Source organism: Vagococcus fluvialis bH819, assembly GCF_900163795.1.
Classification (GTDB): domain Bacteria; phylum Bacillota; class Bacilli; order Lactobacillales; family Vagococcaceae; genus Vagococcus; species Vagococcus fluvialis_A.
The window spans coordinates 382,161-400,714 of the sequence record NZ_FWFD01000015.1 but is presented as its reverse complement, the minus strand read 5'-3'; the positions used below and the strand labels follow the sequence as shown (position 1 = coordinate 400,714).

13 protein-coding genes are annotated in these 18,554 nt (G+C 32.2%); 3 read left to right on the top strand and 10 right to left on the bottom strand.

The genetic code is table 11. The annotated features are described in order from the left end of the window. Positions 1-21: 21 nt before the first annotated feature. The 5 genes from rpmG to FM121_RS11415 all read right to left on the bottom strand — a co-directional run bounded on the left by rpmG (position 22) and on the right by FM121_RS11415 (position 7,275). The gene (gene rpmG / locus FM121_RS11435; protein ID WP_077275288.1) at positions 22-171 is read right to left on the bottom strand and encodes a 50S ribosomal protein L33; all 150 of its coding nucleotides are present in this window, start codon (positions 169-171) and stop codon (positions 22-24) included. Positions 172-300: 129 nt separating this feature from the next. After that, entirely contained in the window at positions 301-2,418 is a 2,118-nt protein-coding gene (locus FM121_RS11430) for a penicillin-binding transpeptidase domain-containing protein (protein WP_086952291.1), read from the bottom strand. 256 nt (positions 2,419-2,674) lie between these two features. After that, positions 2,675-4,612 (bottom strand): threonine--tRNA ligase, encoded by a 1,938-nt coding sequence (gene thrS / locus FM121_RS11425; protein ID WP_086952536.1) that lies wholly within the window; start codon positions 4,610-4,612, stop codon positions 2,675-2,677. 322 nt (positions 4,613-4,934) lie between these two features. After that, positions 4,935-6,563 (bottom strand): hypothetical protein, encoded by a 1,629-nt coding sequence (locus FM121_RS11420; protein WP_086952290.1) that lies wholly within the window; start codon positions 6,561-6,563, stop codon positions 4,935-4,937. After that, positions 6,556-7,275, bottom strand: a complete 720-nt coding sequence (locus FM121_RS11415; RefSeq protein WP_086952289.1) for an ABC transporter ATP-binding protein — start codon at positions 7,273-7,275, stop codon at positions 6,556-6,558. The genes FM121_RS11420 and FM121_RS11415 overlap by 8 nt, the downstream gene beginning before the upstream one ends. 145 nt (positions 7,276-7,420) lie before the next feature. Here FM121_RS11415 and proC point away from each other — a divergent pair, with 145 nt between their 5' ends. Next, positions 7,421-8,203 carry a pyrroline-5-carboxylate reductase gene (gene proC / locus FM121_RS11410; protein WP_086952288.1) on the top strand — a complete coding sequence of 261 codons (783 nt, stop codon included), beginning with the start codon at positions 7,421-7,423 and terminating at the stop codon, positions 8,201-8,203. A gap of 75 nt (positions 8,204-8,278) precedes the next feature. Here proC and FM121_RS11405 read toward each other — a convergent pair whose 3' ends face one another. From FM121_RS11405 to FM121_RS11395, 3 genes are all read right to left on the bottom strand, one after another. Further along, entirely contained in the window at positions 8,279-8,653 is a 375-nt protein-coding gene (locus FM121_RS11405) for an MmcQ/YjbR family DNA-binding protein (RefSeq protein WP_086952287.1), read from the bottom strand. Positions 8,654-8,751: 98 nt separating this feature from the next. Next, positions 8,752-10,638, bottom strand: a complete 1,887-nt coding sequence (locus FM121_RS11400; RefSeq protein ID WP_086952286.1) for an ABC transporter permease — start codon at positions 10,636-10,638, stop codon at positions 8,752-8,754. Next, positions 10,628-11,377, bottom strand: a complete 750-nt coding sequence (locus FM121_RS11395; RefSeq protein ID WP_086952285.1) for an ABC transporter ATP-binding protein — start codon at positions 11,375-11,377, stop codon at positions 10,628-10,630. The genes FM121_RS11400 and FM121_RS11395 overlap by 11 nt, the downstream gene beginning before the upstream one ends. 194 nt (positions 11,378-11,571) lie before the next feature. Here FM121_RS11395 and FM121_RS11390 point away from each other — a divergent pair, with 194 nt between their 5' ends. Further along, positions 11,572-13,665 (top strand): Na+/H+ antiporter, encoded by a 2,094-nt coding sequence (locus tag FM121_RS11390; protein WP_086952284.1) that lies wholly within the window; start codon positions 11,572-11,574, stop codon positions 13,663-13,665. A 134-nt stretch (positions 13,666-13,799) separates the two neighbouring features. Next, the gene (locus tag FM121_RS11385; RefSeq protein WP_086952283.1) at positions 13,800-14,681 is read left to right on the top strand and encodes a PhzF family phenazine biosynthesis protein; all 882 of its coding nucleotides are present in this window, start codon (positions 13,800-13,802) and stop codon (positions 14,679-14,681) included. A 64-nt stretch (positions 14,682-14,745) separates the two neighbouring features. Here the strand turns inward: FM121_RS11385 and FM121_RS11380 are convergent, their stop codons facing one another. Together FM121_RS11380 and FM121_RS11375 are read right to left on the bottom strand one after the other, a co-directional pair. Further along, positions 14,746-17,097 carry a DNA translocase FtsK gene (locus tag FM121_RS11380; protein ID WP_086952282.1) on the bottom strand — a complete coding sequence of 784 codons (2,352 nt, stop codon included), beginning with the start codon at positions 17,095-17,097 and terminating at the stop codon, positions 14,746-14,748. A gap of 59 nt (positions 17,098-17,156) precedes the next feature. Beyond that, entirely contained in the window at positions 17,157-18,542 is a 1,386-nt protein-coding gene (locus FM121_RS11375; protein ID WP_086952281.1) for an aldehyde dehydrogenase family protein, read from the bottom strand. Between the last annotated feature and the right edge of the window lie 12 nt (positions 18,543-18,554).

The following is an 18,554-nucleotide window of genomic DNA, read 5'->3' as shown; positions in this document are numbered from 1 at the left end:
GAAGCTTATCATAATCAATGATTATTTTGTTTCACGGTGTAAAGTAACTTTACGTTCACGTGGACAATATTTTTTAACTTCTAAACGATCAGGGTTGTTACGTTTGTTTTTATTTGAAAGATAGTTTCTTTCTTTACATTCAGTACATTCTAAAGTGATATTTACGCGCATGATTATTTCCTCCAATGGTTATATATAATTCAAGTACCTTTACTTGACACTCAAATATAATACCATGACTTTTTTTAAATTTCAAGCTTTTTGTAAAGTAAATCTCCTTTACAAAATTTAGATTTCAATTTATTGGTGTGTCTCAGCATATGCATTAACAACTTGTTTTAAAATTGCTGTATGGATGGCATCTTTGTCATCCTTAATTTGAGGGATGACAACACTCACTGCAATTTGTGGATTATCGTAGGGAGCAAAGCCAACAATTGTACTATTGATAACTTCTTCAACTTTTTTAGTATCTGGATTAACCGCAAAGGTTTCGGCTGTCCCAGTTTTGGCTGCAATTGGTAAATTAGCTCCTTGAGCACCATGAGCAGTTCCCATTGGTCCATTAACTACTTGAACCATACCTTCATGAATAATATCAAATTCGGCATCTTTGTCTTCAATTTTATTCAGTATTTTGGGCTTGATTTCTTTTTTTACTTTTCCTAAATTTCCTGAATTATCATTGCCATAGACCCCCTTAACCACATGTGGGGCAACTCTTGTACCGCGATTAGCAACAGTAGCAACATATTGATTTAGTTGCATTGGTGTATAAGTATCGTAGTTACCAAATGACAAATCAAGTAGTTTCCCCATTGTTCCAGGAACAAAATTACCATCTTTATCTTTAAATGTTTTATTAACAATACCTGTTTCTTCGTTTGGTAAATCAATGCCTGTTGATATACCTAGACCAAACTCTTCATACGTCTTTCTTAACGTGCTATAGACATCCGTTCTAAAAGGTAAGGACATGTTAGGTGTGTATGTTGTATCCATCATACCTAAAGCGATTTTCATCATGTACACATTAGATGATACTTCTAATGCTTGAACCGTTGATAATGAATAAGAACCATACTGGTTAAATAGAGAGGATTTTCCTTGACCACCTTCAAAAATTAAAGGCTCATCAATCATGGTTTCATTCCCACTAATAATACCATTTTCATAGCCTGACATGATAGTTGCTGCCTTAATAGATGATCCCGGTACGTAAGCATTTTTATAGGTTCCTAGTGCATCATCCACTAACTCACCAGATTCAGGGTCTTTATTTAATCCGACCATAGATAGTACGTTACCAGTTGCAGGTTCTGTTACAACAACATAGGCTCCATCTGAATATTGAGCTTTGCCATTTTCCATTAGAACTCGGTAGTTATTTTCCAATATTTCTTCTACTTTTTTTTGGAATGCCAAGTCAATAGTTAAAACGAGATTATCTCCTTTTTCTCCTGGCTTCACTTCTTTTTTAGAGGTGATTTTTTGGTTTTTATCTGTTGTTACTTCAGATTCACCACGTTTTCCTTTTAAATCATTTTCATATGCTTCTTCTAAATAACTTAATCCGACACGATCATTAATTTTATACCCTTTTTTTAGATATTCTTCAGCTTTTTCTTCAGGTAATCCCTGTTTTTCTGTCGAAACAGTTCCTAATATTGATCTAATCTGATCTTTTTCTGGGTATTCTCTCTCCCAATCAGTACCAGCTGATAAACCTGGAATCGATGCTGTGTTTTCACCCACTACAGCAATTTCTTCTGGTGTGACATTTTTATTTTTAATTGTAACAGGTTGCAGCGCATAAGCTCCGTTAATTTTTTTAAAGACTGTTGCTATTTTTTCATCTTTTTCGGTCATTTCGAAATCTTTAACATTAACTTTATCTAGCATTTTTTTATAAAGTTCGCTTGATGATAGTTGTTCGCCTTTTGTATTTAATTTATCTGAAATAGTTAATTTACTTTCAGCTTTTTTTAATTCTTTCGGATCTGATAAAACATAATCTTTTTTATCTCGATCTGATAATTTTTCAGGTTCAATGGTTATCAAATCAACAATCTGTTCGCTAATTTTTTTAATATCTTCAGCTGTCATTCCTGTACTTCTTGTAAAAAGAATGGCTTGATTAGCTTGATTACCTACAAGCACAGTTCCTTTTGCATCATAAATGTATCCTCTAGGAGCATTTTCTTCAATAATACTTTTTTGACCTTTTTCTACAATCTCAGCAAATTTATCATATTGATTAATTTGTAAATTAGATAGTCTAACGACTAGTGCTGTAAATAAGACAAAAACAATGAAAAAAAGAAAATCTAATCTAAATGGAACATGAGTATTTTTTAAATCTTGCTCGGTTTTATTTTTTTTTGAAAAGGGACGCCATGGTGTTTTATTATTTCTCATTTATAAAAAAAGTCCTTTCGAAATCACAATTAAGTCTATTTTACACTTCTTTTTATTAAAAACTCTTAATATTTTCTAAAATTTAAAGAATTCTTATCTTAAAAACTCATTATTGAGTATCTCATGATTCCCCCTACTTTTCAATGAAATTCACTTTCTTTTCATATTTTTTTTGGAATTAAAAAAGACAAAAAAGAAGCTGAATCAAAAGTATTAAACTTAAGGTTCAGCCACCATTTTATCAGAATATCTTTTTTTATTTTCTACTATAATTTTTCACGTCTGCAACAACTGATTCAACAAACATATCAACATTCATTTCAGCAGTTTCTTTGCTTCCGTAACGACGGATATTAACACCGCCATTTTCTAATTCTTTATCCCCAACAACGATTTGATAAGGTACTTTTTGTGTTTGAGATTCACGAATCTTGTAACCCATTTTTTCATTACGAGTATCTACTTCAAAACGTAACCCGTGCATGTCTAATTTTTCTTTAATCTCAAAGGCATAATCACTATGCATATCTAAATTAACCGGGATGATTGTTCCCTGAACTGGTGCTAGCCAAGTTGGGAATGCCCCTTTATGAACCTCAATTAAATGAGCTACAAAACGTTCCATAGTTGACACGATACCACGGTGAATAACAACTGGACGGTGATTATTTTCACCATCTTCTCCCACATAAGTTAAGTCAAAACGTTCTGGTAAAAGAAAATCTAATTGAATGGTAGAAAGTGTTTCTTCTGTTCCCAAAGCAGTTTTAATTTGAACGTCCATTTTTGGACCATAAAAGGCAGCTTCTCCTTCTGCTTCAAAGAATTCAACGCCCGCTTCAACTAAAGCCGCACGTAATGTTGTTTCTGCTTTTTCCCACATCTCATCATCATCAAAATATTTCTCAGTATTTTTAGGATCACGTAAACTTAAACGCAAGCGATAGTTATCAATATTAAAGTCTGCATATACTTTAACCATTAAATCAAGTGTTCTCATGAATTCATCTTTAATTTGGTCTGGTCTTACAAATGTATGACCATCGTTTAAAGTCATCTCACGTACACGAGATAAGCCTGATAAAGCACCTGATTTTTCATAACGGTGCATCATACCAAGTTCGGCGATACGAATTGGTAATTCACGGTAGCTATGAATATCGTTTTTATAAACCATCATATGATGTGGACAATTCATTGGGCGAAGGACTAACATTTCGCCATCTCCCATATCCATTGGTGGGAACATATCTTCATGGTAATGATCCCAGTGACCTGAACGTTTGTACATTTCTACGTCAGCCATAATTGGTGTGTAGACATGTTGGTAACCTAAACTAATTTCTTTATCGACGATATAGCGCTCTACTACACGACGGATAGTTGCCCCTTTTGGTAACCAGAAAGGTAATCCAGAACCAACATCAGGATTAACCATGAATAAATCAAGCTCTTTACCTAATTTACGATGATCACGTTCTTTAGCTTCTTCACGCATTTTTAAGTATTCTTTCAATTCTTTCTTATCAAAGAAGGCTGTTCCATACACACGTTGCATCATCTTGTTATCAGAGTTCCCTCTCCAATAAGCTCCAGCAACTGATAATAATTTAAAGACTTGAATACGTCCAGTAGAAGGCACATGAACCCCGCGACATAAATCAACAAAGTCCCCTTGATCATAAACAGTGATTGTTTCGTCAGCTGGAAGGTCATTGATCAATTCTTCTTTGTAAGGATCTCCCTTAAAAATTTCTAGTGCTTCTTCTTTAGAGACTTCTTTTCTAACAATTGGATTGTTTTCTTTAACAATCTTCATCATTTCTTCTTCGATTCTAACTAAATCTTCTTCTGATACCGCTTGTCCTTCATTGTCAGTGTCGTAATAGAAACCATTATCAATCGCTGGTCCAACACCAAAATGAATATTTGGATATAAACGTCTCACAGCATTTGCCATTAAATGGGCTGTCGAATGACGTAAGATTTGCAGGGCATCATCATGTCCTGCTGACACGATTTCTAAAGAGCCGTCTTCTTCAATCTCACGGTTTAAATCGATTAATTCACCGTTTAATTTTCCTGCTAATGCCTTTTTAGCTAAACTATTGCTAATTGTTTTTGCAATATCATATGTTGTCGACTTCGCCTCAAATTCTTTCACTGCGCCATCTGGAAATGTAATTTTAATCATTGACATCTTGTTTCCTCCTATTTTTTGAAATAAAAAAAGTCCTATTAAGCATTATGCCTAATAGGACGTATTAACGTGGTTCCACCTAAATTTTGAATCACTAAATAAGCTGATTCTTCTCGAGCGTGATAACGGTACGACCGGCTTAGTTTCGACTAAACTCTTGAAAGTGGTCAATTATTGGACTTGTCTAGGAAACTTTCAGCCTAGGTTTCCCTCCCTAATAAACAGTAATCAGTAATCGGTGTCTTTCGCATCAATCTTTATTCTTAATGTTACCCATATTTAACCATTTTTTGTTAAGTTTATCAAGACTAATTACTTAATTTTTTAATTTAAACGTTTTAGGAGCAAACTTGATGATGATAAATAATCCGATAACAAAGTAGAATATAGAAATTACAGAGACAGTCACACCGTACATTAAACCAACTGATTTTAGCTGTAAACTTAAATATGATAAACCATAAAAAATCCCGTCAACTACTTTGTATATTGGATTTTTAACTTGAAAATCACTTGTAAAGGGTTGCAATATGTAATAAATAAACAACTCATGGAATGAGAAAAGAATCGTTAAACTCGTCATGACAAATAATAAAATTAGCATGAAAGAGGGACTTAAAAACTGATGATTTACTTCATTAAAAATAACGAACCAAAAATAAATAAATAATGAAATAATACCATTATAATAGAACGTTTTAAAAAAACGGTAGAAAAAACCACTAATAATTGCTTTTGATTCTCTATAAAAAGGATAGGCTAGCATCGAATAATCACAATTTACAAAAAGAGTTTGAACCATTTTCTTTCCAAATGATAGCATATATAAAATGAAAAACATGATGGGAATTAAATTATAAAGGATCTCTTCTAATTTTGCTCCCTGAATTTTAATAGGGAAAACTTGACTAACAATTATTACACTTAACATCACAATGGATATACCAAATAATCTAATAAAAAGCTGTTTACGCAATGTCGTTTTGAATCGATTAAACAGTAAAGCATTCAAATACTTACTGCCACTATACTTATCTAGTTTATTATCATCTTCTGCTTTTTCAAGCTTTGTTTTATGACCTTCCCCTAAATAATAGGCATTATTTTTTTTCTGTTTATTTGAATCATTAATTACTGTTTCAGAAGATTCAAAAATTTGTCTTGAATAGTCCTCGAAACGGTTAAATCTAACATATAAATAGAAAAATGGAAAACTTAGAATCACCCAAATAAAGGCTGTTAACCAGTTAATCGTAAGGTGCTCAATCAAGTGAAATTGGTCCATCTTATACAAAACATAGAGGCTTCCAAACATTAAGAAAAGATATGTCATAATGATAAATATCTTTAAAATAACACGTTTCTTAAATAAAGTTATATGCAAATTAATCACTGACCAAAATAAAGACAGTGTAATTTCCGAAAAAATTCCAATAAGTAAATACAACCCTATATTTTTTTCAATCACACCTAAAATTATCAAACTAGGTAAACTAAAAATAATACTTTTGATGATATTTAAAATAGCTGTCCGCTTAATATATTGTTCCTTAGATATTCTAAAATTATTGATAAAACGAACTTCTTGTTGTTGGAACATAGGAAAAAGACACGCAATACAAGAAAAAATCCCTATAAATACAATAAACCATACCGAAAAAATTGAGAGAGATTGATCTAGTCCTGAATTTAAGCCTTTACTAATTAAATAACTAATTACAAAAGGGATGCTGTACAATCCAAACGATACTACCAATGACATAATAAGTTTAACAAAAGCAACTGCTTTTTTTATATTGTATTCACGATATAACATAGTTGTTGGAACGATTTTCCCAATTATTGGAATACGTCCCAAATAAAAAATTAAGCCATTTATAAATAAACTTGCTTTGAAATTACGATACGCCCATTCTAGTTTAAATAATTCTTTGATTTCATTCATTTCTTAGTCCGCCATCTTCTTCAGATAATAAACGAACGATTTCTTCTTCAAAGTCTAAATCATGAATGGAGCCAGCAGGTATCCCTTTTAACTTACCATTGTGCAGTAAAACAATCTCATCACACAAATCTTGAGCCAATTGCAAAATATGAGTTGAAAAAATAACTACTGATTCTGATTTCATTGAAAGAATTAATTCTTTCATTTCATGAGCTGCTACCACATCAAAAGAAGTTAATGGCTCATCTAATAACAAAACTGGTGGCTGGATCATCATTGTCGCGACCATTTGAACTTTATTTTTCATCCCATGAGAATACTCTTTCATCAAACGGTGACGGTCTTCTTTTTTGATACCTACTTTTGAGAGATACGAATCTGGTGTGCGGATATTTTTCATTTGGTGAGCATTCATATCTATAAAAAATTTAATAAATTCATAACCCGTCATAAAATCAGGTACATTAGGTGTAGCATGAACCAATCCAATGTCTGTTTCTTTATATAACTTATTTTCTGAATTGTCTTCTAAAAAAATATGACCCGAATCAAAATTTAAATCTTTAGAAATACAGTTAAATAATGTGGTTTTTCCTGCTCCATTTCGTCCCAATAAACCATAAATCTTGCCTTTTTTAAATTCAAATGACGCTTGATCAATAACTTTTTTTCCTTTAAAATCCTTTTCAAGACTATCTATAATTAATTTCATTCTTTCCCTCCAAAATATATTGCTAATTATTTAAAAATAAGTATACCTAATGTAGACGCTTTTTTCTATCTTTAAAATTAAAGCCTATATTTAGTAATTTTTTTATTTTATAATAAGGAGAGAAAGAAACAAGGAGGAATTTTTTATGACTATTGGGATTTTTGGTGCAGGACATATGGGAAGTGCAATGATTAAAGGTTGGTTACGCTCTGAAGCTATTTTACCTCAGGAATTACTCGTCAGAGGAGGTCGTCGTGGAACTGCTCAAGCACTTCAAAAAGAACTTAATTTTAAACTAACGGATGATAATCATGCTTTTTTAGAGCAAGATATTATCTTTCTAGCAGTCAATACACCCTTAATTTTGCCTATTTTAAATGATTTAAAAGAAATATTACAGGATAAAATCATTCCAATTGTTTCGGTTTCCGCAGGCGTTTCTGTCAAAGAAATGCAAGCTGTTATGGGGGATCATTATCCTTTAGCTCAAGCTATACCAAACACACCAGTTCAAATCAATCAAGGGATGACTGGCATCGTTTACTCTGAAAACATTACTCTCAAAAATAAAGAATTGATTCAAAGAAACTTTAATTATTTAGGGGAATTAGTCGAAATAACAGAAGATAAAATCGGGATTTTCGGTACTCTTGCAGGGTGTGGCCCAGCTTTTGTAGATGTCTTTATGGAGGCATTAAGCGACGGTGCTGTACTTAACGGAATGGATCGTGAGATGGCTTATCATGTTGCTGCGAACATGGTCGCAAGCTCAGCTAATCTTTTATTAGAGACTGGTAAACATCCTGGAGAGCTTAAAGATGGTGTCACTTCACCTGGTGGAACAACGATTAAAGGCATTACCGCTCTTGAAAAAGAAGGCTTTAGATACGCAACAATTAACGCAATAGATACGATAATGAAAAGTTAATTTTCAATAATAGGTATTAATCTTAAAAAATAAGTCCAATTGCAGAAAGAATAATTTTTGCGCTTGGACTTATTTTTATTGACTAGCTAAAAGCTCTTTTCTTACTCTAGCAGGGAATTTTTCCCAAACTAGCTGATAAGAGTTCTCTATCATTTTTTCAATTTCTTCATCAGTTATATCTGTCGTTTTTAAAAAAATTGAATTCCAATGCTTTTTATTCGCATAATAACCTGGAATAATATCTTCAGATGTTTCTCGTAAAATTTCATTAACTTCAGGATTACCTTTTAAAGTGATAAAAGCTTCTTGACTAGCTTCTTTAGACATTAAACCAAATTGTTTTCCATGTACATCAAAATAAATACAGTCCCAATCCTCTCGGTAATAAACTTTAGCAAAAGGCAACTCATTACCGAATTTTTCAAACTTCTTCATTCGTTCATTTATCATACTATCTCTCCTATTCTATCTAAATTATAACAAAAATAATTCCCCATTTAACAGTTAATTGAAGCTTTTAACTGTTAAACGGAGAATATCTTCCATATTTAATTTATCACTGCTCGATATAATTTTTTAAAATAAAATACTCTGGCAATTAAATAATATACCACTTGGATAACAATAAATGTTCCTAGTACATATAGTGCAGTTATTTGTAATCCTTTACCAAATAGAGCGTACATCGCCGTTAACGCTACTGCCCCGTGGATACATGATACAACAATCGGTGTGAAGAATAAAATACCAACTTGTTGATACACTACTTTCTTCATTTCTTTTTTACTAAAACCTAATTTATGGATCATACTAAACTTCTCAATATCAACTGACATATCACTATATAATCTGAAGTAAAGGAAGCTACCTGCTGAGATAAAGAAGATAATCCCTATGAAAAACCCAATAAATAAAATAGGCGCATAAGCATCTGTAATCATCTGTGTTGTACTTGCTTTAGCGTCAATCATACCTATAGTCTTGTTTTTACCAAGTTCATCTCCAGCAACTTTTTGCTGGTCAAAACTCCCTTTATTAACTAACCAAGCATACATCGTTGTACTTGTATTTTTTTCTTTTAATTTTTCATAAATTGCTTCTGAAACAATATAGGTACCACTATAAGTTGGCCACACTGCTTGTTTTACTTCTTCTTGTTTGATGGCAAGTTTTTCCGTTTCACTAACATTGAACTCTGTTGGTAATTCAGATTTTTGTCCTGTCATCATTTCTGGTGCACTTAAATCTTTTAACGAAACAGTTGATTGATCATCTAACCTTAATTCTTTTTCACCAATTTTTTTCGCAATTTCATTATATTGTTTTACATTTAAAACATTAGTAGTTGTTTCTGTTCCTAAAGCATTACTAACAGTCAAAGGTGTGACTTGGTACTCATCGGCTTGAATGTCATGCTTTTTCAAAGTTTCATTTACAATGGCTACCTTATTTTGACTCTCATCAGCTTTCTCTGGGTTTTCTGTAAATGAATAGTCATATGGCATTGACTTAATCCCACTTAACGTCATCTCTTTGAAACCTGTTAATGTTCCAATCGCTGAGAAAGCAACTGTTGTAATCACTGCCACTAAGAAAAAAGAACGAGCATTATCTTTCATTCTAAAGCTTAAATCAGAGAAAACTAACATATTTGTTTTTTTCCAAAAGCGATTTTCATTTCTTTTAAGACCATTGACAGCTAAAACACTCAATTGGTTAAACAAAAAATTAGTTCCTAAAATAACTAGAATGATAACAGGAATCATTGCCATAACAACTTGCATCCCTTCAACCATTAAAGCCACTGCATATCCAACGCCAATTAATACAATTGATAATATTGATTTAATAGTCGATGCTTTCACTTCACCTTTTCCCATATCTTGACTTTTCAATAATTCTTGAACATCCATTTTAGGAATTTTAAACTGGATAAAAAATGAAATAATCATAAATAATAAGATAAAAGAAACAAACGTCATACCAATTGCTTTAATCGGAAAATAAAAGCCTAAATCCACATGCATCGTTACTTTACTTAACCATAAAATTAATTGAGAAAAAAGAATACCAACAAGCGTCCCTACAACAGTCGAAAGAAAACCAATAATCGTATTTTCTTGAAAGACCATTTTTCTTAACTGTTTCGGTGACATACCTTGAATCAATAGCAAACCAAACTCTTTTTTTCGTGATTGAAGAAATATATCCATTGAATACAGCACATAAAAGAATGAAAAAATGTAAATAATCACACTAGACGTGATCATACCTGCCTTAACAGCCATATGTAGATCACCATTTAATTTAGGATGAAAAGCAAAAACTGCAAAAGTAAAAAAAGTCATTACAGTTGTCAATGTACTAAAAAAGTACGCCATATACAAATTCTTATTTCGTATCGTGTTTTTAAAGACAAATTCTTTAAATCTCATCTGCTACACCTTCTAACTCTCTTAAGTTCTCTAAAATCACATCATAAAACTCATGACGACTGCCATTATTGTAAATTTTTTGAACCAATTCACCATCTTTAATGAAAATAATTTTTTCACAGTAACTTGCTGCAAACGGATCATGGGTTACCATTAAAATAGTTGATTCTTCTTCCTTATTTAAACGTGAAAGTAATCCCATCACATCTTTTGAAGATTTGGTATCTAAATTTCCTGTCGGTTCATCAGCTAAAACTAATTTTGGTTGATGAATCATCGCACGTGCAATCGCCACACGTTGGGCTTGGCCACCTGAGATAGTTGCAATTCTTTTTTTAAGTAAATCCTCAATACCTAATGTTACTGCCACATCGTATAAGGCTTTTTTCATGACACTAACTTTTTCACCATCTAACGTTAATGGTAAAACAATATTTTCTTCTACAGTTAAAGTCGGCATTAAATTAAAATTTTGAAAAACAAAACCTAATTGATTTCTTCTAAACTTAGCTAATTCTTCTTGATCTAATTTTGCTGGTTCAGATCCATCTAAAGTGATACTACCTGATGTTGGTTTATCAATAGTACCAATTAAATTCAGTAAAGTTGATTTCCCACTTCCAGATGGTCCCATCACACCTACAAACTCACCTTTTTTTACCTCTAAATCAATTCCTTTTAACGCTTGATATTTTACGCTATCTCCATATGTTTTGGTTACATTATTTATTTTTAGCATTATTTATCCCTCTTTCAATTAATTATCTTGACTTTAGTTTAATCTAATCAATTAACTTTGAACATTTAATAGACTAACAACAAACGAACAATTTTGTAAGATGATTATTTTTGTCTGAACAAAAGTTCAAAATAATTAATAAATAGGTCGTTTTTTTGCTATAATATAATAGAAGTAAATTACGGAGGTATTTCATGGCAGTATTAGAAACCATCATTTTATTAATATTACTCGTTATCATATCAAATATTATTAGCCATTATTTGGTATCTATTCCAACAGCTCTAATTGAAATAACGATTGGAGTTATTGCAGCAATTGTTTTAAACTTACAAATTGATCTTGAAACAGATTGGTTTATGTTACTTTTTGTTGCCCCTTTGCTTTATAGTGATGCAAAGCATTTTCCTAAAAAAGAACTTTGGGAGCTTCGAGCACCTATTTTTGCAAACGCTATTTGGTTAGTATTACTTACAACTGTTCTAGGTGGGTTTATGATTAATTTTTTTGTATCAGAAATTTCTCTTCCTTTGTCGTTTGCCTTAGCAGCTGTTCTTTCTCCTACCGATCCTGTAGCCGTTCAAGGTATTGCCGAGCAAGTAAAATTACCTAAAAGAATTTTAAGTTTAATCAGTGGTGAGAGTTTAATCAATGACGCAAGTGGTTTAATTACCTTTAAATATGCATTAGCAGCTTTTCTGACAGGTGCTTTTTCACTAAAAACAGCAACAATTGATTTTCTTTATATGAGTATCGTTGGTGTTATCATTGGTTTTACTTTATCAAAAGTTTTTTATTTTGTAGAAAATCTGCTTCTTAGACAAGGTATTCAAGATGTTATTCTTCATGCCTCACTTCAAATTTTAACACCCTTTGTTATCTTTATTGGTGCTGAAATGGTTCATGCATCTGGCGTTATCGCTGTAGTTGTCGCTGGTGTTGTTTCTATCAAACAAGAACCTTTATACAGAAGACAGTATTCCGAAATAAAATTAGTTACAAATAAACTATGGGACATTATTATTTACTTATTGAATGGTGTCGTTTTTGTGGTACTAGGCGCTTTACTACCTTTTACAATGCGATCAGCAATCATTAATCCAGCAATTAACAATTGGACATTAATAGGCTATGTCATTGCTATTTGGTTTGTGTTATTAGCTATTAGAACATTTTGGTCTTATGGTTACATGTGGTTTAGTTACTTTAAATCTAGAAATATGATCAGTCATAAACCAAAATTTTATACCGCTCTTTTAACTGGCCTAACTGGTGTTAGAGGAGCTGTCACAATGGCTATGGTCTTATCTATTCCTTTCTTTTTAGAAAACGGAGATGTCTTTAAAGAAAGGTACCTAATTATCTTCTTAGCCAGTGGTGTTATTCTTACAAGTTTACTCGTTGCTGTTATCACACTCCCCTTCCTAACAAAGAAAAGAACACGACTTATCTTAACAGGTGACAATGCCTTTATGGATGAAGAACGGGAAGATAATGAAGACGAGTCTGACCTTTCTGAAATCGAAGCTAAGAAATTAATGACTAAAAAAGCCATCCGTTCGTTGAAGAATGATTTAGCCATTGATAATAAAACAGTTATTACTGATCTTTTGAATGATTTAGACAAACAATTAAAAAATCTATACTTAAATGATACTATTACGTCTAATGAGTTATATCATGAAATCGAAATGAGTTATCGTAAAAAAGCTGTTCAAAGTGAATTTAGTGCCGCTATGAACTTGATAGAAAAAAATAATTTTCCAAAAATTTTAACAAAAAATTATATTCAAATGTTAAATTACAAAAAAAGAGCTCATAGTACTAATTTTTCAATTATCATGAAGCAATCTTTCTTTAAAGCCAAGAAAAAAACAAAACGGATCATCATTGAAACTTTTTTACGTCAAAATTATAAACCAGAAGGCACTCATAGAGATGTTATTCTTTTAGAGAGTGAGTGTTCTAAATATGCTATTATGACTTTAAAAGAAATCAAAGAACATTTAGATGAAACAGAAGAAAATTTTATTCTAAAAAAATCAATATTAGACCAAATTACTTTAGAGTACCAAAGTAAAATGGACCGAATTAAAAATTACCAAATACGGCAAAAAGAAGAATACCAAACAACGTATCAAGAATATTTCTTAAAAACACTAGACGAAGAAAGATCAGTCGTTCAGTGCTTGTTAGAACAAGGAAAAATTTCCCCCACCCTAGCAAACCAACTAAGACAATCACTCAACTATAACGAAACAACCTTCCTACAAGGAACATTTGACTAGAGAGTGAATAAAAAATCGCTTTGCTCCAAGTAACTGGAACTGATATTATTAAAATAAGGGGTTGACATTTTTGTTCAGCCTCTTATTTTTTTGCTATAATACAGGTAAATACATATCTAGGAGGTTCTTTATCCATGAAATCATTAGAATGGACACACTACCAAGTTTTTACGACTACTAAAGATAAGGGAAATCCTGCCGCTGTTGTGTTTCTTTTAGAATCCTTAACAACAAAACAGCAACAAACTATCGCTAAAAAAATAAACTTTAATGAAACAGTTTTTATCTCTAAAGAACCTAAAAATGGTTTTAATTTTAGATTTTTTGCGCCAGAAACTGAAATGGATTTTTGTGGACATGCTTTATTAGCAGGCACGAAATATCTTTTAGATAATAAGCTAACTCACAAAAAGTCACTGCTTATTAAGACAAAAGCTGGTTTTGTTGAAATAAATATTAACTCTGAAAATAAACTTACTATGTACCAACAATCCCCTATTTTTAAAAAGTTTGAAGGTTCAATAGAAGCTTTAGTTAAAGTCATCGGTATTTCCTCTAATGAAATTGAATTAAATTATCCAGTTTTATACGGTTCCACTGGTACATGGACTTTGATTGTGCCTATAAAAAGATTAGCAACCTTTAAAAAAATGAAACCACATAATAAAGAATTTGAATGTGTACTAGAAGAAATACCTGAAGCTTCCATTCATCCTATTTGCTTAGAAACTAAAACAAATGAAGCTTTAATGTATAGTCGCCATTTTTCTGGTGCTATGACGGGTTCTGTGGAAGATTCAGTGACTGGTTCTGCTTCTGGTGTTATGGGAGCTTATTATGAACGCTATATACATCCCCTGAAAGAAAATACTAACGTTTCTTTTCTTGTAGAACAAGGTTATGAAGTCGGAAAAGAGGGGTATGTCACAGTTAATTTAAGTAAGCAAAATAACCAACTCTCTGTTAGTATTTCCGGAGACATAACCTATGTTTGTAAGGAATGGATTTCTATATAAAATAAATCACCCATCAATTCAGAATAGAATACTCTGAATTGATGGGTGATTTTTCAACTATTTTTTAGAAATTTTCATCAACAGGATTATCATCTTCTGGTAAGTAAGTTAACAAAACTTTTCTAGGTTTACTACCTTCAGAAGGACCAACGACACCGTGTTCTTCCAGTTCGTCTATTAAACGAGCAGCACGGTTATAGCCGATTCTAAATCGACGTTGTAAGAGAGAAATACTGGCTGTTTGCATTTCTACAATCAAGGTTTTAGCCTCTTCAAAATACTCATCAACAGAGGCACTTCCACCTCCAGAATTTTCAATTTCTTCTGACGGCATCATATGTTCTTGATAGTCAGCTTCTTGTTGATTGGTTACAAAACTGACAATATTTTCTACTTCTTCATCTGAAATAAAAGCACCTTGTACTCGAATTGGTTTATTCTCCCCCATTGGAACAAATAACATATCTCCTCGACCAAGAAGTTTTTCAGCCCCATTTCCATCAATAATCGTCCGAGAATCAATCCCACTTGATACAGCAAATGCGATTCTGGAAGGAACATTAGCTTTGATAATTCCCGTAATAACATCGACACTTGGACGTTGTGTAGCTAAAATCATATGAATTCCCGCAGCTCGTGCCATTTGAGCTAAGCGAATAATCGCATCTTCCACTTCATTACTTGCAACCATCATTAAATCTGCTAACTCATCTACAATCACTACAATATAAGGTAATAGTGCTTTATTTTCACCTGTTTGAGCATTGTGTTTCTTCACCATATTATTGTAACCAGTCATATTTCTAACGCCAAACCCTGCAAATAATTCATAGCGACGCTCCATCTCTTCCACTACTTTTTGAAGGGCTTGAGCTGCTTTTCTAGGGTTGGTTACAACTGGCGTTAATAAATGAGGAATCCCATTATAGACATTTAATTCCACCATTTTTGGATCAATCATCATTAATTTCACTTCATTTGGCTTAGCTTTCATCAATAGGCAAGAAATTATCCCGTTAATACACACAGACTTTCCACTACCTGTCGATCCTGCAATAAGTAAATGAGGCATTTTGGTTAAATCAGCAGACATGACTTCACCTGAAATACTACGTCCTAATGGCACTTCAAGAAGTGATTCAGGATGACTCTCTTGAGAATCAATCACATCTCTAAATGAAACCATACTCGTTGTTTGGTTCGGCACTTCAATCCCAATAAGTGATTTACCTGGAATTGGCGCTTCCATTCGAATATCTTTCGCAGCAAGTGCTAAAGCCAAATCATCAGTTAAACTAACAACTTTACTCACTTTAACCCCTACAGCTGGTTGAATTTCAAATTTAGTGACAGAAGGCCCTAAGCTTGCACGAACTACCTTGGCATCCACACCAAAACTATCAAATGTTCGTTCTAAAACCTTGACATTTTTTTCCACTAATTTGTATTCTTTACTTTGATCTGTTAAAGGGATATCTTCTAGTAAATCGCTAGAGGGTAGTATATAATCAACGTTTTCTACTTCATCAGGAATGTCAAAATGAAGGCTACTCTCTCCGTCCTTAACTTCCTCTGCAATCACTTTTGCTTCTTTTTTAGGTCGTTCAATTTGTTGTCTTTGATAATTATCTTGGTAACTATCGATTTCTAGTTTAATTTGTTCAGGTTCTGCCTCGGGAACAATATCCTTTGTTTTTTTTGCTAGTTCTTCCCCAGCTGTTTGTTTTCTAACAGAGTTTTCTGAAACTTTCTCATTCTCTTTTGCTATTTTCAGCTTTTTTTTTTCTTCTTTACGTTCTGATAATTGCTGTTTTCTTTCATCAACAGAGTTAAAAAGACTACCACCCCAGATTCGTGTTTTCTCAATCACATCTCCTAAACCAACATTTAAGAATAATAACACACCTGTTGTCATACCAATGAAGGCAATAACATATGAACCAAATTTAGAAACTAAAAAATAGGTTAAACTGTAAAGTGTTGCGCCTAGCATACCTCCACCTACAGATTGACTAACTTGGTTTGTTCTGATGTCCGAATAAATCTTTTGCCAAGTTAAAGAAATAATAGCTGTATCACGATTGATTTGTTTAAATAAACCTATTTCGATGAATAGTAAAAAACCTAAGTAAAATACTAAAGCGCCTATCCAAATTGTTTTTCTTTTAAATTTGGGATCTTTTCCCATGAATAGAAGTAAAACTCCATAAATAATGAGTAAAACAGCCATCACAATATATGTATTTCCAACTAAAAAACGAAAAACATTAGCCATCAAGGTACCTAAAAACCCAAGTTTCAATCCACCGATAATGCCAAATATAATAAAACCAATACCAATTAAAAAATAGGTGGTTTTTTCTTGTTGTTGTTTTTGTTTTTTTGTTGGTGCTTTTCCTTTTTTCTTAGTTGCCATGTATAAACTCCTTACTTTTATCATTCAACATTATACTATAAACAAGTAATTTTGTGAATTCACTTAAAAAAAAGACGAATAATATTATTTTTATCTGCTGTATAAGGTGGAAATAACAACGGTATTCTTACTAGCGTTGATCTTTTTAAAATTGATTTTTTATGAGTAAAAGTCTCTAATGTTTTGTATCCATGATAACTACCAATTCCTGATGTTCCTACACCACCAAAAGGTAGATGCTCATTTGCTAAATGAAGAATAGTGTCATTAATTGTTGCTCCACCAAAACTAACTTTTTGAATTAAATCATCCAGTTCACTTTTGTCACTACTAAATGGATAGAAAGCAAGCGGTTTATCCTTTTTAGCGATAAACGCTATTCCCTCTTCTAATGTTTTATACGTTAAAATAGGTAAAATAGGGCCAAATATTTCTTCTTCCATCAGAGCAAGTGAACCTTCCAACTCCGCTGAAACTATGGTTGGCTCTAAATATTGATCCGCTTTATTAAAATGACCACCAAATTCAATATATTTTTTATCTTGGTTTAGAAGTGCAAGCAATCTTTCTAATGACTGATTATTTATTAATCGGCCATAATCAGGTGATTTTTCAATATTATCTCCAAAAAAGCGATGAATATTACTAATTAATAAGGTCATGAATTCATCTTTAATATTTTCATCTATTAAACAATAATCAGGAGCTACACACGTTTGCCCAGCATTTAAAAATTTCCCCCAAACAATTCTTTCAGCTGCAAGTTCTAAATCAGCATACTTTGTTACAATAACAGGGCTTTTCCCACCTAATTCTAAAGTTGTCGGTGTTAAATATTCAGCTGCCTTTTTTAAAACAATTTGTCCTACCTTTTGACTTCCAGTAAAGAAAATTTTATCAAACTTGTGTTCTAATAGAATCTCATTAATTTCTCGATTTCCAGCTAAAAAAAACAAATAATCTTCTGTAAAAACTTCAGCAATCAACGTCCTTAAAACAAGATTTGTTTTTGGTGTATGTTCTGACATAGCCACAATTGCTGTATTCCCACCAGCAATCGAACCAATTAATGGATCTAACGTTAATAACACTGGATAATTAAAAGGCGCAATAATCAAGGTATTACCAAAAGGAACTTGTAATGTATAACTTTTAGCTGGCATTAAAAATAAAGGTGTTGGGACTCTTTTTATTTTCCCCCACTTAGGTAATTTTTTTACCATTTCATCTATATGACGATAAACAAGACCAATTTCAGTAATAAAACTTTCGCTGGAAGATTTTCCTAAATCTTGATATAGTGCTTCAAATAAATCATCTTCATAACGATTTATTTGAACTTTTAATTGTTTTAGTTGTTTTAATCGAAATTCAATAGGATATGTTTTTTGAGTATCGAATAATTGGCGTTGTGCCATAATAACTTGCTTGATTTTTTCTTCCATAAACAAACCCTC

Bases quoted from the DNA above. Each gene is read 5' to 3' on its own strand.
- FM121_RS11420 (WP_086952290.1), bottom strand. From the start codon at position 6,563: ATGAATGAAATCAAAGAATTATTTAAACTAGAATGGGCGTATCGTAAT.
- FM121_RS11380 (WP_086952282.1), bottom strand. From the start codon at position 17,097: ATGGCAACTAAGAAAAAAGGAAAAGCACCAACAAAAAAACAAAAACAA.
- FM121_RS11400 (WP_086952286.1), bottom strand. From the start codon at position 10,638: ATGAGATTTAAAGAATTTGTCTTTAAAAACACGATACGAAATAAGAAT.
- FM121_RS11395 (WP_086952285.1), bottom strand. From the start codon at position 11,377: ATGCTAAAAATAAATAATGTAACCAAAACATATGGAGATAGCGTAAAA.
- thrS (WP_086952536.1), bottom strand. From the start codon at position 4,612: ATGATTAAAATTACATTTCCAGATGGCGCAGTGAAAGAATTTGAGGCG.
- FM121_RS11375 (WP_086952281.1), bottom strand. From the start codon at position 18,542: ATGGAAGAAAAAATCAAGCAAGTTATTATGGCACAACGCCAATTATTC.
- FM121_RS11385 (WP_086952283.1), top strand. From the start codon at position 13,800: ATGAAATCATTAGAATGGACACACTACCAAGTTTTTACGACTACTAAA.
- proC (WP_086952288.1), top strand. From the start codon at position 7,421: ATGACTATTGGGATTTTTGGTGCAGGACATATGGGAAGTGCAATGATT.
- FM121_RS11415 (WP_086952289.1), bottom strand. From the start codon at position 7,275: ATGAAATTAATTATAGATAGTCTTGAAAAGGATTTTAAAGGAAAAAAA.
- FM121_RS11405 (WP_086952287.1), bottom strand. From the start codon at position 8,653: ATGATAAATGAACGAATGAAGAAGTTTGAAAAATTCGGTAATGAGTTG.
- rpmG (WP_077275288.1), bottom strand. From the start codon at position 171: ATGCGCGTAAATATCACTTTAGAATGTACTGAATGTAAAGAAAGAAAC.
- FM121_RS11390 (WP_086952284.1), top strand. From the start codon at position 11,572: ATGGCAGTATTAGAAACCATCATTTTATTAATATTACTCGTTATCATA.
- FM121_RS11430 (WP_086952291.1), bottom strand. From the start codon at position 2,418: ATGAGAAATAATAAAACACCATGGCGTCCCTTTTCAAAAAAAAATAAA.